General features: G+C 39.4%; 12 protein-coding genes. 5 read left to right on the forward strand and 7 right to left on the reverse strand.

Annotated features, from left to right (window positions below; translation table 11 throughout):
- Nucleotides 1-716: 716 nt before the first annotated feature.
- From gatB to ML543_RS10920, 4 genes are all read right to left on the reverse strand, one after another.
- Nucleotides 717-2147, reverse strand: a complete 1431-nt coding sequence (gene gatB, locus ML543_RS10905) for an Asp-tRNA(Asn)/Glu-tRNA(Gln) amidotransferase subunit GatB (RefSeq protein WP_243387391.1) — start codon at nt 2145-2147, stop codon at nt 717-719.
- A gap of 13 nt (nt 2148-2160) precedes the next feature.
- Nucleotides 2161-3618, reverse strand: coding sequence for an Asp-tRNA(Asn)/Glu-tRNA(Gln) amidotransferase subunit GatA (gene gatA, locus ML543_RS10910; protein WP_243387392.1), 1458 nt, complete (start codon nt 3616-3618; stop codon nt 2161-2163).
- A gap of 17 nt (nt 3619-3635) precedes the next feature.
- Nucleotides 3636-3926, reverse strand: a complete 291-nt coding sequence (gatC, locus tag ML543_RS10915; protein WP_243387393.1) for an Asp-tRNA(Asn)/Glu-tRNA(Gln) amidotransferase subunit GatC — start codon at nt 3924-3926, stop codon at nt 3636-3638.
- 210 nt (nt 3927-4136) lie between these two features.
- Entirely contained in the window at nt 4137-4568 is a 432-nt protein-coding gene (locus tag ML543_RS10920; protein ID WP_243387394.1) for an Hsp20/alpha crystallin family protein, read from the reverse strand.
- 185 nt (nt 4569-4753) lie between these two features.
- Between ML543_RS10920 and ML543_RS10925 the strand changes: the two genes are divergently transcribed.
- The 5 genes from ML543_RS10925 to putP (ML543_RS10945) all read left to right on the forward strand — a co-directional run bounded on the left by ML543_RS10925 (nt 4754) and on the right by putP (ML543_RS10945) (nt 11825).
- Nucleotides 4754-4894 (forward strand): YjcZ family sporulation protein, encoded by a 141-nt coding sequence (locus tag ML543_RS10925; protein ID WP_419095374.1) that lies wholly within the window; start codon nt 4754-4756, stop codon nt 4892-4894.
- A 138-nt stretch (nt 4895-5032) separates the two neighbouring features.
- Nucleotides 5033-6373 carry a GntT/GntP/DsdX family permease gene (locus ML543_RS10930; RefSeq protein WP_243387395.1) on the forward strand — a complete coding sequence of 447 codons (1341 nt, stop codon included), beginning with the start codon at nt 5033-5035 and terminating at the stop codon, nt 6371-6373.
- A gap of 63 nt (nt 6374-6436) precedes the next feature.
- Entirely contained in the window at nt 6437-7921 is a 1485-nt protein-coding gene (locus tag ML543_RS10935; RefSeq protein WP_243387396.1) for a gluconokinase, read from the forward strand.
- 642 nt (nt 7922-8563) lie between these two features.
- Entirely contained in the window at nt 8564-10027 is a 1464-nt protein-coding gene (gene putP / locus ML543_RS10940) for a sodium/proline symporter PutP (RefSeq protein WP_341482359.1), read from the forward strand.
- A 319-nt stretch (nt 10028-10346) separates the two neighbouring features.
- Nucleotides 10347-11825 (forward strand): sodium/proline symporter PutP, encoded by a 1479-nt coding sequence (gene putP, locus ML543_RS10945; RefSeq protein WP_243387397.1) that lies wholly within the window; start codon nt 10347-10349, stop codon nt 11823-11825.
- 79 nt (nt 11826-11904) lie between these two features.
- Here the strand turns inward: putP (ML543_RS10945) and ML543_RS10950 are convergent, their stop codons facing one another.
- The 3 genes from ML543_RS10950 to ligA form a co-directional block, all read right to left on the reverse strand.
- Nucleotides 11905-16341: a LysM peptidoglycan-binding domain-containing protein gene (locus ML543_RS10950; protein ID WP_243387398.1), complete on the reverse strand. Its 4437-nt coding sequence runs from the start codon at nt 16339-16341 to the stop codon at nt 11905-11907.
- 160 nt (nt 16342-16501) lie between these two features.
- Nucleotides 16502-17677 (reverse strand): CamS family sex pheromone protein, encoded by a 1176-nt coding sequence (locus ML543_RS10955; protein WP_419095378.1) that lies wholly within the window; start codon nt 17675-17677, stop codon nt 16502-16504.
- A gap of 15 nt (nt 17678-17692) precedes the next feature.
- A complete protein-coding gene (gene ligA / locus ML543_RS10960) occupies nt 17693-19696 on the reverse strand; it encodes an NAD-dependent DNA ligase LigA (RefSeq protein WP_243387400.1) in 2004 nt (667 codons plus the stop codon).
- Nucleotides 19697-19706: the final 10 nt, after the last annotated feature.

Below are 19706 nucleotides of genomic sequence, written 5' to 3' on the forward strand. Positions count from 1 at the left end.
TCCTTTTCCTTTTTACTCGTTGACTCTACTTTTTAATTCCTCCTTTGCCCTGCTACTCTTCTTCTCCACTACTTAATTAAACGTTTGTTTAATTCTCTCTTCTCCCTTTTACTCTTCGTCTCTACTGCTTAATTAAACGTTTGTTTAATTCTTCCTTTCCCTTCTATTCTTCATCTCTATCTCTTAATTAAACGTTTGTTTAATCCTCTCTTCTCCCTTCTACTCTTCTTCTCCATTGCTTAATCAAACGTTTGTTTAATTCTGTCTTCTCCCTTCTACTCTTCATCTCTACCTCTTAATTAAACGTTTGTTTAATTCTGTCTTCTCCCTTCTACTCTTCATCTCTACCTCTTAATTAAACGTTTGTTTAATTCCTCCTTTTCCCTTCTACTCTCCTTCTCCATTGCTTAATTAAACGTTTGTTTAATTCCTCCTTTGCCCTTCTATTCTTCATCTCTACTTCTTAATTAAACGTTTGTTTAACTCCTCCTTTTCCCTTCTTCTCTTCAACTCCATTGCTTAATTAAACGCTTGTTTAATCCCTCCTTTTCCCTTCTACTCTCCTTCTCCATTGCTTAATTAAACGTTTGTTTAATTCCTCCTTTTCCCTTCTTCTCTTCTTCTCCACTGCTTAATCAAACGTTTGTTTAAACCAAACTTGATTTCATAAATAAAAAATCCCACCTGATCAAGTCAGGTGGGATTGAATATATGGATTATCTTTTATTAATTTCTTCTAACAAGAACTTGTTAACCATTTGCGGGTTAGCTTGACCTTTTGTTTTCTTCATGATTTGACCTACTAAGAAGCCAATGGCACGGTCTTTACCGTTTTTAAAGTCTTCGATTGATTGTGGATTTTCATCCAGCGTTTCGTTCACAAGGTTACGGATTGTGCCTTCATCAGAGATTTGGACAAGTCCTTTCTCTTTAACGATTTGTTCAGCGTCTCCGCCTTTTTCCATCAATTCTTTGAAGACTTTCTTAGCGATCTTAGATGAGATAGTTCCTTTTTCTATTAATTGAATCATACCAGCAAGGCTTTCAGGTGTAAGAGCTACTTCTGCAAGCTCTTTTTGTTCTGCATTTAAGTATCCAGAAACTTCACCCATTAACCAGTTGGAGGCAAGCTTTGCATCTGCACCAGCTTCAACAGTTGCTTCAAAGAAATCCGACATTTCTTTCGTAAGCGTTAAAATCTTCGCATCGTAAGCTGGTAGGGCTAACTCTTCCATGTAACGTTTTTGGCGAGCGTCAGGAAGCTCTGGAATCGAAGCGCGAACACGTTCTTTCCACTCGTCATCAATGTGTAGGGACACTAAGTCTGGCTCTGGGAAGTAACGATAGTCATCTGACCCTTCCTTAACACGCATTAAGATTGTTTTTCCTGTCGCTTCATCGAAACGACGAGTCTCCTGTTGAATGACTCCTCCAGATAATAGAACTTCTGCTTGACGCTTTTCTTCGTACTCAAGTCCTTTACGTACAAAGTTGAAGGAGTTTAAGTTTTTCAGCTCCGTTTTCGTACCGAATTTTTCTTGTCCAATTGGTCGTAGAGAGATGTTTGCATCACAACGAAGCGATCCTTCTTCCATCTTACAGTCGGAAACACCTGTATATTGAATGATTGATTTTAGTTTCTCTAAGTATGCATACGCTTCTTCTGGTGTACGAATATCTGGCTCCGATACAATCTCGATAAGTGGAGTTCCTTGACGGTTAAAATCTACTAACGAGTATCCTTCACCAGAGTGTGTTAATTTCCCTGCGTCCTCTTCTAAATGAAGACGAGTAATACCGATACGTTTTTTCTTTCCTTCTACTTCAATTTCAATCCAGCCGTTTTCTCCGATAGGCTTATCATATTGAGAAATTTGGTATGCCTTTGGATTGTCAGGATAGAAATAGTTTTTACGATCGAATTTTGTATCCGTCGCAATTTCACAGTTTAAGGCCATCGCTGCCTTCATTCCAAATTCAACGGCCTCTTTATTTAGAACAGGTAATACACCTGGATATCCAAGGTCGATTACGGATGTATTTGTGTTTGGCTCCGCTCCAAATTCGTTTGGAGAACTAGAGAAGATTTTTGATTTCGTTTTTAACTCAACATGGACTTCAAGTCCAATGACCGTTTCAAAGTTCATTCACTCTCACCCCTTACAGTTCAGGTTTTTGTTTATGGAAGTCTGTCGCTTGCTCAAACGCATGGGCAACGCGATAAACCGTGCTCTCATCGAAATGTTTACCAATAATTTGTAAACCTAGTGGTAGTCCGTTGGAGAATCCACAAGGAACCGAAATTGCTGGAACACCTGCTAAGTTCACATTAATCGTTAAGATGTCATTTGCGTACATTGTTAATGGATCATCGATTTTTTCTCCAATTTTAAATGCTGGTGTTGGCGTTGTAGGTCCGATGATTACATCATACTTTGCAAGGACATCTTCGAAATCTTTTTTAATTAACGTACGAACTTGTTGCGCTTTTTTATAATACGCGTCGTAATAACCGGAACTTAATGCGAAAGTTCCAAGCATGATACGACGTTTCACTTCGTCACCAAAGCCTTCCGCACGCGTTTGCTTGTACAGTTCGATTAAATTCTCCGCATTATCTGTGCGATAACCGTAACGAACACCATCAAATCGAGCTAAGTTAGCAGACGCTTCAGATGATGCTAGTAAGTAATAAGTAGCTACACCGTACTTAGAATGTGGTAAGGATACTTCTTCCCACGTTGCACCAAGACCTTCAAGTACTTTAAGTGCACTTAATACAGATTGACGTGCCTCTTCACTTACACCTTCACCTAAGTATTCTTTCGGCACCGCAATTTTCAATCCTTTTACATCTCCTGTTAAAGAAGAAATGTAATCTGGTACATCAACATTCGCTGAAGTTGAATCCATCTTATCTAAACCAGCAATCGCTTGTAGTAAGTATGCATTATCCTCAACTGTACGTGTAATCGGTCCGATTTGATCTAGAGAAGAAGCAAACGCAACAAGACCATATCGAGATACACGACCATATGTAGGCTTTAATCCGACTACTCCACAAAACGCAGCTGGTTGGCGAATCGATCCACCTGTATCAGATCCTAGCGCAAACGGAACCTCTCCTGCCGCAACTGCAGCAGCTGAACCTCCACTTGATCCACCTGGTACTGTATCTAAATTCCAAGGGTTACGAGTCTTTTTGAATCCAGAGTTCTCATTGGATGAACCCATTGCAAACTCGTCCATATTTAATTTACCAATTGTAATCGCTTCTGCTTGGTGAAGCTTTTGCATTACCGTTGCATCGTAGATTGGGTCGAAGTTTTCTAGAATTTTACTTGCACAAGTTGTGCGTAAATCCTTTGTTACGATATTGTCTTTAATTCCGATAGGCATCCCAAATAGTAGGCCGTATTCATCTTTCGTTCCAATTTGAGCGTCAAACTCTTTCGCCATTTGACGAGCACGCTCTTCATCTAATGTTAAAAACGCGTCAACTTTTCCGTCTACCTCAGCAATACGACGGTATGACTCATCAACTAAGTCCGTTACCGTAATCTCTTTTTTATGTAACATTTCCTTTAACTCAGAAATTTTATGATCAAATAACGCCATACGCTTCAACTCCCTCCTTATTCAAGAATTGATGGAACACGAACTTGTCCATCTTGATGATCTGGAGCATTTTTCATAACCTCTTCTCGGTTCAATCCTTGCTCTGGAACATCTTCTCTCATTACATTCTTCATATTTAATACGTGAGACGTTGGTTCAATGTTCTCCGTGTTTAATTCATTTAATTGTTCTGCAAATCCAATAATTGCATCTAGCTGAGTTGTAAACATTTCAGCCTCTTCTTCTGTAATTGCAAGACGTGCTAAATGCGCAACATGCTTAACTTGCTCTTTTGAAATACGTGACATAACGTTCACCTCCATATAATTCGAGCCACTGCAATACTCTGATAATATCAAAATTTAGGGCGTTAAAGCAACAATTGCCGTGCATGAAAGGGAATCTTCTCAATACTTTTAGATGTTACATATTAAATTGCTTTATAATAAAAAGTCTCCAGAAGGTTTTAGTGTTACCTTTCTGGAAACTTACATCACTATCGCAACAACGATGATAATTTATTCAATTTCAATCTCATTTCCTCGCTTTTTCGGAAAACGAACCGTTAACAATCCATTTTTATAAGTAGCCTTTTTGTTTTTAATGCTAATATGCTTTGGCAGCGCTACTCGACGCTCAGCTCCACTTAAGTGGCGAATAGAAGCATTTTCTTGTGTGGTTCCCTTTTTGACAGAAATGATGAGTTCATCATCTAAAATTTTGGCGTTAATATGTTCTTTCGAAATTCCTGGTAATTCCGCTATAACAATGAATTGGGTGGTCGTTTCTTTTATTTCTATTGGAAAGGAAGGAACTGAAAGTTTTTCACGAAAATAATCGTCAATGGAATCAAGAATGGTTCGGTTCGGGCGAGTTGTAAAGAAATCATTCATCAACTTCATCGGACCACCAGGTTCCTTTCGAAAAAATCCTTTACTCTCTGACAACATTACTCCCCTCCTTTTTTCGATTCAGGTGATGTCAGTACATCTTATGTTACAGGTAGAGTATTTGCCTATTTTTCCAATTGAAAGTACAGCCCATTTTTATCTCCTTGTGTAAATGACCATACAAAGTTTAGGACAGGAACATATATAAGTAGTGTACGGTATATCTTTTCATGGAGGTGATAAGCATGGGCTTTGGATATGGATGTTGTGGCTTCGGCGGGTACGGATATGGTGGTTGCGGTTATGGTATTGGCTGGGCGTTCGCCTTAATCGTCGTATTATTTATCTTATTAATTATCGTAGGGGCTGGATTTGCTCGTTGTTAACCTCCCATAAAAGATACCGAAACACCCTCACTCAAATGAAGGCGTCCGATTGGGCGTCTTTTTCAATTTGAAAACGTTTGCTAAAATTAGAAATTTTTTCTATAATTTGGTCAAATTATTTATTTTGGGGGTGTAAAAATGTCTGATTTATCACTTATCTTCATCGCAATCGCAGGAATTTTTCTTTTATTATTTTTAGTATTACAAACAAAGCTTCATGCATTTGTGGCATTATTGCTTGTCAGTCTAGTAGTAGGCCTAGCAGCTGGGATGCCCGTAGACGAAATTATTGCCACCATCGAAAATGGAATGGGGGGAACACTTGGGTTTGTCGCTGTTGTCGTTGGTTTGGGTGCAATGTTTGGTAGAATACTAGAAGTTTCAGGAGGAGCAGAGCGATTAGCTCAAACAATCATTCAACGCTTTGGAGAAGATCGAAGTCAATGGGCATTAAGTATTACAGGCTTCTTGGTTTCCATTCCAGTATTTTTTGATGTGGGCTTTATAATACTTGTCCCACTTATATACGGATTAGCTAAAAAAACAGGAAAGTCACTCCTTTATTACGGAATTCCTTTATTGGCCGGACTAGCCGTAACCCATAGTTTTATCCCGCCTACTCCCGGTCCTATTGCAGTCGCTGACTTAATCGGTGCGGATTTAGGATGGGTTATCTTGTTTGGTGTACTAGCGGGTATACCTGCCATGATACTGTCCGGTCCGATCTTTGGTCGATATATCGCAACAAAAATACATGCTACAATCCCAGAATATATGAGTATTCCAGAACAAAAGGTAGAAAAAGAGCTTCCTAGTTTTAAATTAATAGCTTTCCTTATTATTATTCCACTTCTATTAATATTACTAAACACTGTTTCGAACGTTGTTTTACAAGAAGAGCATGTATTAAGGTCAACCCTTTCCTTTATAGGACATCCATTCGTTGCGCTTACGTTGACAACCCTCTTAGCTTTTTACACACTTCGTAAACAACAAGGATTTTCTAAAGAAGACGTACAAGAAATCGCAAATAAAGCTTTGGAACCGGCTGGAATCATCATCTTAGTAACTGGAGCTGGAGGGGTATTTAAACAAGTTTTAATTGATTCTGGTGTTGGAAATGTACTTGGAGATATGATGGCTTCAACATCATTTCCCCCTCTCCTATTAGCCTTTATAATTGCTGCTTTTGTCAGAATTATTCAAGGTTCTGCAACTGTGGCAATGATTACAGCTGCTGGACTCATCTCTCCTGTCATTGATACGATAGGATTAACAGGACCTATTTTAGGAATGATGGTCATTGCTATTGCATCAGGAGCAACAATCTTATCCCATGTTAACGACTCTGGCTTTTGGCTTGTGAGCCGATATTTAGGGCTAGATGTAAGCCAAACGTTACGTTCTTGGACGGTCATGGAAACCATCATAGCTGTTACTGGGTTTACAGTTGTATTTGGACTAAGTTTTTTCTTCTAATTTTTACAGAGCTAAATAAACACTTATCAAAAATGGAACGACGAGGAGAAAGAAGGGGTTGGCATGAAAGCTTATTATATCGGTGTTGATATTGGCACAACAAGTACAAAGTCCGTTTTATTCTCTTTAGATGGAAATGAGAGATTTAAGTACTCCATCGAATATCCACTTTTCACTTCGATCGATGGGACAGCAGAACAAAATCCAGAAGAAGTTTTTCAAGCTGTATTTCATACCATTCAGGCATGTGTACATTATGCGAATCAGGAAAATATATTGATTCGAGCCATTTCTTTTAGTTCCGCTATGCATAGCTTGATACTCGTTGACCATCGCAATCAGCCGATTACTAATCTGATGACTTGGGCAGACACGCGAAGTTCAAAATGGGCTACAAATCTGAAAGAAAGCGACACCGGAAAAGAGCTTTATCAACAAACAGGAACTCCAATTCACACTATGACACCACTTTCTAAACTCATTTGGCTAAAAAATGAGAGACCAAAATGGTTTGAACAAGCACACAAGTTTATCTCTATCAAGGAGTACATTCTGTTTGAATTATTCGGTGAATACGTCATCGACTATGCGACAGCTGGAGCAACGGGGCTTATGAACCTTAACACCTTAACGTGGGACAAGCGAGCACTTTCGTTAGTTGAAGTTGACGAGCATAGGCTTTCTACAATCGTTCCCACAACTTATTTATTACCACCAATGAAAGAGTCATTCCGGAACGCTTTAGGGCTGTCACCGGATACTTCTTACATTATTGGGGCAAGCGATGGCGTCCTATCAAATTTAGGAGTTAATGCCATTCAAGATGGTGTAGTAGCCTTAACCATCGGGACGAGCGGAGCCATTCGAACAGTAGTATCAGAACCGACCACCGAAGAAAATGGGTCAATCTTTTGTTATCCTTTAACAACCAACAATTGGGTCATTGGTGGCCCTGTTAATAATGGAGGGGTCATTCTACGCTGGCTGAAAGAATTATTTGAATGTGATTATGAGACGTTAAATGCTCTCGCAAAGAATGTCCCACCAGGTGCAGATCGACTTTTCTTTCATCCATATCTAACTGGAGAGAGAGCTCCAATTTGGAATTCTGATGCAAAAGGTTCTTTTTTCGGCCTTACTTTAAATCATGGCAAACCGCATATTACGCGAGCTGTCATGGAAGGCGTTATTTTCAACCTGTATACCGTTATGACTAAACTAAAGCCGTTTATGAAAGAACCGAAATGCATTCGTGCGTCTGGTGGATTTGCAAACTCCCCATTATGGTGCCAAATGGTAGCTGATATTTTCCAAATGCGTGTTGAAATCCCATCGAGCATTGAAAGTTCAAGTTACGGAGCAGTTCTCTTAGCAGGGTATGCCTTAGGTGATATTCATACATTTGAAAGAAACGACACAATGGACGAAGCAATGAAAGTCTTTTGTCCAAATAATCACAACGTGCGGGAATACGAAAAGCTTTTTCCTATGTACGAAAAAATTCAAAACCAATTAACCCCTTTACACACGGAACATGCACATATATAAAACATTTTTTTCCATCAAGGCTGTCTGACTAGAATGAACAAGTTGAGACTCTTTTTTGAACGTTTTTTTGAACGTATATTGTAAGAAGGTGGCAGTGCCTCCAGCAGCCGAAGGCCCCACAGACGAGTTTGTGAATCTGAAAGGCTGTTAGAAAAGGGAAGGCGACTGTCAAGCAACTTACGAACGAAAGACTCTCCCGAACTAAGACAAAGAAGAAACTGCGAGTAAATGGAGCAGATATTATCAACTGATCGTAGGGAAGGGAGAGTCGTTCGCTAGACGCTAGGAGCGAATAGACCTTCCCGAAGGAAAGCACCCCCCCACCGAATTTAATATTCGACTGAAGGTACCTGTACTTTTTAAACCTTCCCTTTCTTTTCCCCTTTTGTTAGGAGATAAAACCTATAATTGCTTAATTCATTTATTTTTTAACTCCTAAAATTAACAGAATATTCTTAATTTATTTTCTTTCTGTAACCGTTTTCTTCCTCTTTACAGTCCCGTCTATTAAGATTCGCTCTCTCATCAAAATCTTCCATCTTCCTTGAATCTTCTTGAGATGTTTGTTAGGTTAAGAAACCGTATACGATGTGTCGGACACAAAACATGACAGCTGTCAAAAAAATTTAAAGGAGAGATTTGGTGCATTTGTACGAATTTATTTCGTTAAGTATTTATTTTATTGTCATGTTAGGAATTGGACTATATGCGTATAAAACGTCTACGGACGATTTATCTGGATATATGCTCGGTGGAAGGAAGTTAGGTCCAGCAGTCACTGCGTTATCGGCAGGTGCATCCGATATGAGCGGTTGGATGTTAATGGGGCTACCAGGCGCGATGTATACGACTGGTTTATCGAGTATGTGGATTGCGGTAGGTTTGACGATTGGAGCTTATCTCAATTATGTGTTAGTCGCTCCGAGATTACGGATCTATACGGAAGTAGCAAATGACTCCATTACTATCCCGGACTTCTTTGAAAATCGATTTCAAGATCACTCGAAAATGTTACGATTCATTTCGGCAATTGTTATTTTCATCTTCTTTACCCTCTATACTTCTGCTGGAATGGTGTCTGGTGGAAAGTTATTTGACTCTGCATTTGGCCTTGATTATAAAGTAGGGTTATTCATTACCGCTGGAGTCGTTGTTGCTTATACGTTATTCGGAGGATTTTTAGCGGTTAGTTTAACGGACTTTGTTCAAGGTTGCATTATGTTTATTGCCTTAATTTTAGTGCCAATTGTCGCGTTCACTGACATTGGTGGGATTGATGCAACAGTAGAGCAAGTTCGCCAAGTTGATTCATCTCTTACCAATGTGTTGAAAGGTACGACTGCAATTGGGGTTATTTCGTTATTAGCTTGGGGATTAGGATACTTCGGTCAACCTCATATTATCGTCCGCTTTATGGCGATTCAGTCTGTGAAAGAAATTAAATCAGCTAGACGAATCGGCATAAGTTGGATGATTGTGTCCATTGTTGGAGCATTAGCGACAGGGTTCGTTGGAGTTGCGTATATGAATAGAACAGGCTCGGTATTAGAGGACCCTGAAACAATTTTTATCGTCTTTTCCCAAGTTCTTTTCCATCCACTAATTACAGGCTTTTTATTAGCTGCGATTTTAGCGGCGATCATGAGTACGATATCGTCTCAACTGCTCGTTACATCGAGTGCCGTTACGGAAGATTTTTATAAAGCGTTCTTTAGACGAAATGCCTCAGAACAAGAGCTTGTCCTTATCGGACGCGTTTCGGTTTTAGCTGTTGCATTAATCGCAATTCTTTTATCGTATAATCCTAATGATACGATTCTCGGCCTCGTTGGCTATGCTTGGGCTGGTTTTGGCGCAGCTTTTGGTCCCCCAATGCTTTTAAGCCTTTATTGGAAAAGGATGAACCGCTGGGGAGCCTTAGCAGGAATGATTGTAGGTTCCGTAACAGTATTGATTTGGGCGAACACTCCTTTAGGGGACGTGATTTACGAAATGATTCCAGGGTTTTTATTAAGCCTTATTGCCGCAATTCTAATAAGCCTCTTAAGTGAAAAGCCAAGTGATAACGTTTCAAATCAATTCGATTCGATGAAAAAGGCATTGTAATCTTCAGCTGAGAAACTTTAAAGAGCACGGTTTATTCCTCTTGTTTTGATTAAAAATACACGTGTTCAAATGCCTTAAGCTCCCTTTATGGGAGCTTTTTTTCTAATAAATGTATAATTATTGTATACCCTTTTTAAATATTGATATTTATCGAAATTTTTGCTAGTATAAAAACGTTCCAACTATTAGCCATTCCAACGAAATTGAAACCGCTTCCAATTAATGTATCTCAATTTTTTCTTTTCTTCTAAAGTAAAATTTTCGCTTTTTTCTTCTTATTTTTCGCGTGTCATTGTATTATACAAACAGGGGGAATGTTATGCATATTTATGAATTTATTGCCATAGGGATTTATTTCTTAGTAATGTTGGGGATTGGGCTATATGCGTATAAAAAATCCACAGATGACCTATCTGGCTATATGCTAGGTGGACGTAAGCTCGGACCAGCGGTGACAGCTTTGTCGGCTGGGGCTTCTGATATGAGTGGATGGCTATTAATGGGACTACCTGGCGCTATGTATGCAGCTGGTATTTCAAGCATTTGGATTGCAATCGGTTTAACAATTGGGGCCTATTTCAATTACTTATTAGTAGCACCTCGTTTACGTGTTTACACGGAGGTTGCAAACAATTCCATTACAATTCCAGATTTCTTTGAAAATCGATTCAAAGATGGATCAAAGTCATTACGACTTGTTTCAGCTATTGTAATTTTTATTTTCTTTACTCTTTATACTTCATCTGGAATGGTTGCTGGCGGAACATTATTTGAATCTGCATTTAACTTAGACTACAAGCTAGGATTAATTGTTACAGCAAGCGTTGTTGTACTTTACACACTTTTCGGAGGCTTTTTAGCGGTAAGTTTAACCGACTTTGTTCAAGGAACGATTATGGTATTAGCTCTAATTATTGTACCAATTGTTGCGTTCACTGAAGTCGGTGGTGTTGGACCTGCTTTCAGCGAAATTGAAAGCATTAATCCGGCTTATTTAGATATCTTTAAAGGAACATCCTTCCTTGGGCTGATTTCGTTATTTGCATGGGGACTTGGTTACTTTGGACAACCTCATATCATCGTGCGCTTTATGGCGATTAATTCTGTTAAAGAGTTAAACTCAGCTCGTCGTATCGGAATTGGATGGATGATTTTAACGGTTGTTGGTGCAATGTTAATTGGATTAATTGGTATTGCTTATGTGTCCAAAACAGGCATTACTCTTGAAAATCCAGAAACAATCTTCATCAAATTTGCTGAGGTATTATTCCATCCGCTCGTAACAGGATTTTTACTCTCTGCTATTTTAGCGGCGATTATGAGTACGATTTCGTCTCAGCTTTTAGTTACATCGAGCGCGGTAACGGAAGATTTCTATAAAGCCTTTTTCAAACGAAATGCTACGGAAAAAGAGCTAGTAACAATCGGTCGTATTGCAGTACTTGGAGTAGCATTAGTATCTATGTTCTTATCTCTTAATCCGAATGACACGATTCTTGGACTCGTTGGATACGCTTGGGCTGGTTTCGGTGCGGCGTTTGGTCCAGTAATTATTTTAAGCCTTCACTGGAAGCGTATGACGAAATGGGGCGCGCTAGCTGGTATGATTGTCGGAACTTTGACTGTATTAATTTGGGCGAACACACCTTTAAGCGCGCAAATTTACGAAATGATTCCAGGATTTATTTTAAGCTTTATTGCTGTCTATGTTGTGAGTCTATTAACGAAAGAGCCAGAACAAGACATCACTTCCACATTCGAAAAGATGGAAGAAAAGTTAGCCGAAGAGTTAAAATAAAGACAAAAAAAGTTAGGGGACTGTACTTATTGGACAGCCCCTAACTTTTTTCTTTTTCACGTGGTTTCAGACCGATTATTTACTCTATTCCTTCACCATTTACTTTTTCTACATCTGATACCCACGTCTTAAACGCTTCCCAAAACTCAGGGTTTTCTTGAGCCATTCCCCAATTCCCTGTACCTTTAATTCCGTACTTTTTAATTAAATCGTACTTCGCTTTCATAGACCTTTCATCTTCAAACCAAACAATATACGTACCCATCGTTAGTTCACGACCATAAACATTAGCCGGTGGGTCTTGTGGTCCAATCGTGAACGTAGCCTTCGGTGACATCGTCTCTTCATCGAACGTAATCGAACCGTTATACTGTTCAACAAGTTCTCGGACTTGTTGATTGGATATCCCATGACCTCCAAACGGTTCACCAATTTTCCAGTAGCGACCATAATGCCCAATTCCCATTACAATCTTTTCCTTTGGCACACCTTGATTCAGGGCATATTGTATTGATTTTTCAACGAACTCGAGACTAGCAACAGGTCCAGGTTCACTCCCAGGATAACTCTCATCATAAGACATAATCATTAAGTAGTCGGAATAATCGGCTAGCTGCTTATAATCATACGAGCCTTGCCAACCTGTCGTTAACCCTTCTGGATTAGCGGCTACAGCAACGGAAACCTCTTTCCCTTCAGGAAGCTTCTCTCTTAAAAGCCTTACAAGATCTACATAAGCCTCTCGATGTACATGCGATACATTTTCGATATCAACATTTACACCATCCAGGTTATACGTATATATAGCCTCTGCGATTTGTTCGGCTAGTTTTTCCCGATTCTCTAAAGCTTTAACTCCAACTTCTTGATCCCAATGGTTGCTCAAAAAAGGAACGACTCGGATTCCATTAGCTTGCATATTAGCGACGAAAAAGCGATCGGTCTGACTCGTGAGCTTTAAAGACCCATCTGAATTTAAATCAAAGTAAGTTGGTGATACAACATTAATCGTACCGCTTGTTTGATTCATCGTATCAATAAACTCTTTTGTTGTCCCAAAGTACAAATACCCCATATTAAATGCTTCTGTCTCAGGAATTGCGGAAACCTGCAGCCCTGCTATAGTTGGAAGGAATATGGTTTGTCCAATATAGATAGTCGAACTTTGAAGTTGATTGAGCGTCATCAACTCCGTTACAGTCGTTCCAAACCGATTTGCTACTTTCCAAAGGGTATCACCTGCACCAACAATATAACTTGAAATCCCAACAATAGCAGTCCTACTTTCATTTCCTGCTTTATCAATTTGCTGAACGGTTATGAGGGGGCGATGCTGAAGATGGTTCGTTACATTCATTTCAAAATTAAAAGAACCGTCCTCTAAAGCTGTTAGCTGAAATGTTTCAGAACCTATATTGCTTGTAATGGTAAGAGAGATTGTCGCTCCTTCCTCTCCCTTTCCTTTGATAAGATAAGAGAACGCCCCTCCGATATTCCTCACTAAACTCTCCAATATTACAGGAGTCACGGATTCCGTATCTTTGTTAATAGAAAACTTGACGGAGTCACTTTCGTTTCCTACTTCATCTCGCTGAGAAACCGAAAAGGTTATAAGACCATCTTGAAGGGTAGAAACATCGATCGGAATTTCAAAGGTTCCATTCGTAACAAGAGCTGTTTTTTCCAAATCATTTTGTCCATCCGATGCATGTATTTTGACAATAGCTCCATCTTCTTCACTCGTACCTCTAATAACAAAATCACGCTGATTGGACGAATTTATTTCACCTAAGTGATTTGAAATAACAACGGATGTCGGTTGGACGGTATCTTTTTGGATTTGCTTTTCAAAAATCGCTCCTCTGTTTCCTAATTCATCAATCGCTTCTATGCGAATGAAAATTAATCCATCTTTCCACTCACTACCATTCAATTCAATGGTAAAATCGCCTGTATCAGAGGCCTTGGTCTCAAATACAGTTTGCTTGTATCCGTCCGATATGGTGACAAATACCGTCGCATTTTGTTCAGTGGTTCCTTTTATTTTGTATGAAGATACGTTCTGTCGTGATATATCATCCAACTGTTCAATCAGTAAATCGTTTGGACCTTCTTGATCCACTTTAATTGGGATAATCGAGGAAGGGCTCACATTCCCTACAGCATCTTGAACATAAACCTCAATCTCTCCACTGACAAAATCAACCGATGAAAGATTTTGTTCCAATTGAAACTTCCCCGTTGAATCAGTGGATCCTTCCACTGACAACTCTTGTCCTAATTGATTTCGAAAGATGGCTTGAACCTTTGAATTTGGTTCTCCTGTTCCTTCGATGGTATATGTTTTTGCATTGACAGAAGTTAAAATGGGGATGTTCGTTAATCTAGGGACCTCTACATTTGTATCTTTTATGACAGTCGTGACAACAGGATCACTTTTATTCCCTGCTTCATCTTCTGAACGAACAGTGATGGAAATTGGCTGATCACTTAAATCTGAAAGATCAAGAGATGCGATAAATCTTCCTTCTAAATCCGTCTTAACTGTCCTTTCAATCGGCTGATTGACACCGTCAGTGATGGTTAGAAAAACCGCTGATTGAGGCTCTGCATCCCCTATGATGGTATATTGATGTACATTATCTTTCCTAATTGGCGAAAGAGGATGAACGGTCGGCTTTACTAAATGAGTGTCCTTTATTGTAGTTACTTTCTGTTCTTTGCCGACATTGCCCAATGAATCTGTTGCTTTCGCCATCATTTGAATGGCTCCTTCGTGAAAGCCAGACACATCGACTCCTACCTCGAATTGCCCACTTGCCGACACTTGAACATCGTATGTTTTTGTTAAAGTTCCATCAGTTAAGGATATGAAGATGGTTGCATTAGGCTCAGATTCTCCACGAATGACGAAATTATTTTGATTAAGCTGGTTAATTGTCGGAGTAACGTAAAGTGATAGAGTGGAAGGTCCTTTCGTATCTTTGACTACTTCGCGAATTATAGGATTGCTTGAACGAACATCATTATAGGCTAAAACTCGAATTTCAAATGAACCATCCGGAAGGCTGGATACGTCCACTTCTGTAGAAAATTCCCCCGATTCATTTGCTGTGGTCACATGTTCTACGGTACCTGCTTCAATTCGAATCTTTCCGTTCGGATTTGCCACTCCTCTTATCGTCAAGTTCCGTTGATTTTGACTATGAATGACCTCTTCCACTACAACTTCTCTTATTTCTAATAAATCGTTCCATTGATTTGTCGGTATCTTTAACGTTTGACCCACATAAATGATGTCCGTATTTAACCCATTTAACGCTTTAATCGCGTCTACCGTCGTATTATGCTTTTTCGCAATCAAACTTAAAGTATCTCCTTGCGCGACAACGTACGTTTCCTCTACATTTGTGTTATCATTACTCACCGGCTGTTGAATTGGAATAATAATTCGCTGTCCAACATATATGACGTCACTTTGCAAGTTGTTCTTTTCTTTAATGTCTTGGACTGTTACACCATATCGAACAGCTATTTTATACAACGTATCGCCTGCTTCTACAACGTGAGTTTGCGTTTGTACAGGATTTTCTGGTTGAGTAGGGATTTTTAATGATTGACCTACGTATATAACATCAGTTGTTAATTGATTTACCTTTTTTAATGAGTCCACCGTTACGTTAAATTTTTTCGCAATAAGCGAAAGGGTATCTCCAGCTACTACTATATATGTTGAAGTTGATGCTCCTTCGGTTATTTCTTCTTCTACTGACTTGGCATATACTTTTACCGTTTGGCCGATGTATATATGATCTGTCGACAGTCCATTTAGCTGTTTCAATTCTTCTACCGTCATCGAAAAACGTTTAGCAATTAAAGAGAGACTATCTCCTTTTACAACGGTATAGTCCGTTAACGGCTTGGATGGGGCTGCCTTTTCATTAGAAGCAGTGGCCGGAATAAGCAAATGCTGTCCAGCAAATATAACATCAGAGGTAAGCTTATTCATCTCCTTGATTGAATCAACTGTTGTACCAAACTTTTTAGCAATAAGTGATAAGCTATCTCCTGAAGTTACTTCATAAGAGAACGCCGGAATCGTTAGCTCTTGTCCTGGATAAATGGTGTTACTGGATAACTGATTAAACGATTTTAACTGAGCGATAGACGTACGAAACTTTTCTGCAATGAGATAGAGAGTATCTCCTCCCTGCACACGATAGGTTAGCAAAGGGTACTCTTCTCTTACAGAGGGATCATTTGATGTGGCATATGTAGCTTTACTCGAAAAAGGAAAGCCTGCTACGAGCATCGTACCAATTACGACTTTCACCGCTGTTATCTTTAAATGAGGATAACGTTTCTGAACAATGTTTCTAATTTCGTGTCGTAAAGAGGAAGGAATTTCATCATCTTGTTGAAATTCATTGGAAAATTCTGTTGTATAACCGTCAACATACACATACAGAACATACTTATTTTTTTCTAATTGAACCTTTGTATGAACAACTCTCATTTTTAACACCTCTTCGCAAAGTACATATACTTATTCTCTGTCTTTTCAGATGAAATCATGTAAGATTAAGGTGGCATTTCGAGTGTTCTCAAATCCGTAACTATTTCACTATAAAAAAATCCCTTAAGGTATAGCTTCCTTAAGGGATTCATAAATGGCATTATTGATAAATATGAACAAACGGTTCATCTTGGCCAGGTTTTTTAACAATGACAGCTTCTTCTCCATTGGTGGAAGTAATATTTACTTCAAGTGAAATATAATCTTCACGGTAATATTCCACTACTTTCCCCGCTAAATACTGAGTAAAGGCAATGACTTCAGATTTTCCATAAAACTGCATTGGAATATCGATTTTCATTTGGCGAAGTTCTTCGTTTTGATAGAATGCGGTACCAATCACACCAGTATAATTCGGGAAAAACTCTTCAATATCTCCCTTTAATAGAGTGAAGCGATTCGCATCATCCGGTTTATTTTTGCTCGCTTCCGTTGAAGGAAATACATAGTATTCCTCATCTACCGTTGACCACCTGCCAATTTTACTACTACCACTGTCAACGACCGTTTTCGCGAAGAAGTGTCCCGGGATAATCGATGACTTCGGAGCCTGAACATACAGGGCTACAACAATCGGAACATCGCTTAACCCTTCCATACTACGCATGCGGTTAATGATTTCTTGTGCGTATTCCTTACCTACTTCCTCAATTGTTTCCATCTCAATTTCTTTTTCACGAGGGTAGCCTTCCTCAGTCTCGTAGTAATGAACCGAATTAAGAGCAAGTCCGATGGATACACCACCCAACTCTAGCGTATTTTCATCTTTTTTCACTAAGTAGTCATGCTCTAAAATATGTGCTAAATAAATCGGACTGTTCTCATTCTGCTCCGTTATGGAACCTTCTTTGGATTTAGGTGGATTTAATCCTACATTTTTAAAATCCTTATCCTTTTCTAATTCCGCTTCTAAAGCAGCACCTTCCAGTTTCCGTTCCAGCCAATCACTGATTGTTTCACGGTCTAAATACTGTCCTTCTTTAAAGTAGTATTTATCTGTTGAGAACGTATCGAGGGTCATACGCATTAACCCGGTCTCAAATTCGGAAATATCTAATCGTGTATTTAAATTTTGTACGACATACCCTCTTGATTCACTCGTTTCAAATGGAACAAGCATTTTGTAATAATCATCCGAAATATTGTACTTCGGAATGATAGCTGTTTCTTTTTCCGCGTCCTCTGATTCTTGAATAATCTCTTCCGGTTCTCCTAGGTTGGAGCAAGAGGCAAGCATCATTACACTTGCCACTACCCCAAATAGTGCCTTTTTCAAGGTCATCTACCTCTCTTATGATTGAAATTCTTGTAACATACGAGCCTCGTCCCAAACTTCAATATTTAACTCTTGAGCTTTCGTTAATTTGCTACCTGCTGCTTCTCCAGCAATGACTAAGTCTGTTTTAGCACTTACACTTCCCGTCACTTTTCCTCCAAGCGCCTCTATTTGAGCTTTTGCTTCATTTCGTGACATGGATTCGTACTTACCGGTTAAGACGATTGTCTTACCAGAAAAATAGGAATCACTCAGAGATTCTTCTCGTTTGACCCCTTTGTAGGCCATGTTTAATCCCAAGTCTTTCAGTTCTTGAATCACTTCACTTACCTCATCATTGGCGAAATACGTGACAATGGAATCCGCCATTTTTTCACCAATTTCATTAATCGCTACAAGATCTTCTTTTGTAGCTTGTTGTAAGCGATCCATCGTTTCAAATTGCTCAGCAAGCGTTTTTGCCGCTTTTTCCCCAACATGACGAATACCTAAGCCAAAAATTAACCGTTCTAATGAATTTTCCTTTGATCGCTCAATGGCGTTTAGTAGATTGTCTGTCGACTTTTCGCCCATTCGCTCAAGATTTAATAATTGACCGCGCTCAAGCTTATAAAGGTCGGCAACATCATCAATTAGTTGGTGATTAAAAAGTTGCGTTATGACTCGCTCGCCTAAGCCGTCAATATTCATCGCATTTCGGGAAACAAAATGAATCAATCCTTCACGAATCTGGGCTGGGCATTTCGGGTTGACGCATCGAAGAGCCACTTCACCTTCAATTCGCACGAGTTCACTTCCACATTCAGGACATTCTTTTGGCATATGAAAATCGCGCTCATCTCCAGTTCGTTTCTCCACTAACACATTGACTACTTCTGGAATGATATCGCCAGCTTTCTTAATAACTACAGTATCACCGATTTTAATATCTTTTTCGCGAATTAAATCTTCATTATGCAAAGAAGCACGTTTAACCGTTGTTCCTGCGACACGAACCGGTTCTAAAATAGCAGTCGGCGTTAAAACTCCTGTGCGTCCTACCGTTAGTTCAATGTCGACCAGCTTTGTTACGACTTCTTCTGCCGGAAACTTATAGGCGATTGCCCACCGAGGACTTTTCGCAGTGTAACCAAGTTCCTCTTGTTGATTAAGCTGATCCACTTTAATAACAAGTCCATCAATCTCATATGGCAACTCCGGGCGTCTTTGAACAAACTCATCCAGAAGCGAAATAACTTCGTCTATCGACTGACAAAGACGGCGTTCTTTATTCGTCTTAAAGCCTAACTCATCCAATAATTGAAGCCCTTCACTATGAGATGTCACACCTGTTTCTCCAATATCTGCAATACTATAGACGAAAATATCGAGGTTTCGTTTCGCAGCAATTTTCGGATCAAGCTGACGAAGAGAGCCGGCTGCTGCATTACGTGGATTAGCAAAAGGCTCTTCATTGAGCTTGCTTCTCTCTTCGTTGAGAGCCTCAAATGACTTTTTCGGCATGAAGGCTTCTCCACGCACTTCTAACGTAACATCCTTCTTTAATCTTAATGGAATGGAGCGAATGGTTTTTAAATTTTCCGTAATGTCTTCTCCAGTTGTACCATCTCCGCGTGTTGCCCCTTGAACAAACACTCCATTTTCGTAACGAAGGGAGACAGCAAGGCCGTCAATTTTCAGTTCGACTGTGTATTGGACATTTTCTCCTACTACTTGCTTGACCCGACGATCGAAGTCTCGCAAGTCTTGTTCGTTAAATGCATTTCCTAAGCTTAACATCGGAATGCGGTGTTCGACTTTTTGGAAAGCATCTAACACTTGTCCGCCCACACGTTGGGACGGTGAGTCTGCTGATTTTAGTTCAGGAAATGCTTCTTCTATTTGAATCAATTCTTGCATAAGCCTGTCGTACTCACTATCCGGTACAGAAGGGTTATCTAAAACGTAATATTCATAGTTGTATTGATTTAGTTGTTCATGTAATGCTTGTATACGACTTTGTGCCGTTTGCTTATCCATTATGACATCC

The sequence above is a fragment of the Bacillus kexueae genome, assembly GCF_022809095.1.
Classification (GTDB): Bacteria; Bacillota; Bacilli; order Bacillales; family Aeribacillaceae; genus Bacillus_BZ; species Bacillus_BZ kexueae.

Bases quoted from the DNA above. Each gene is read 5' to 3' on its own strand.
- gatB (WP_243387391.1), bottom strand. From the start codon at position 2,147: ATGAACTTTGAAACGGTCATTGGACTTGAAGTCCATGTTGAGTTAAAA.
- gatA (WP_243387392.1), bottom strand. From the start codon at position 3,618: ATGGCGTTATTTGATCATAAAATTTCTGAGTTAAAGGAAATGTTACAT.
- gatC (WP_243387393.1), bottom strand. From the start codon at position 3,926: ATGTCACGTATTTCAAAAGAGCAAGTTAAGCATGTTGCGCATTTAGCA.
- ML543_RS10920 (WP_243387394.1), bottom strand. From the start codon at position 4,568: ATGTTGTCAGAGAGTAAAGGATTTTTTCGAAAGGAACCTGGTGGTCCG.
- ML543_RS10925 (WP_419095374.1), top strand. From the start codon at position 4,754: ATGGGCTTTGGATATGGATGTTGTGGCTTCGGCGGGTACGGATATGGT.
- ML543_RS10930 (WP_243387395.1), top strand. From the start codon at position 5,033: ATGTCTGATTTATCACTTATCTTCATCGCAATCGCAGGAATTTTTCTT.
- ML543_RS10935 (WP_243387396.1), top strand. From the start codon at position 6,437: ATGAAAGCTTATTATATCGGTGTTGATATTGGCACAACAAGTACAAAG.
- putP (WP_243387397.1), top strand. From the start codon at position 10,347: ATGCATATTTATGAATTTATTGCCATAGGGATTTATTTCTTAGTAATG.
- ML543_RS10950 (WP_243387398.1), bottom strand. From the start codon at position 16,341: ATGAGAGTTGTTCATACAAAGGTTCAATTAGAAAAAAATAAGTATGTT.
- ligA (WP_243387400.1), bottom strand. From the start codon at position 19,696: ATGGATAAGCAAACGGCACAAAGTCGTATACAAGCATTACATGAACAA.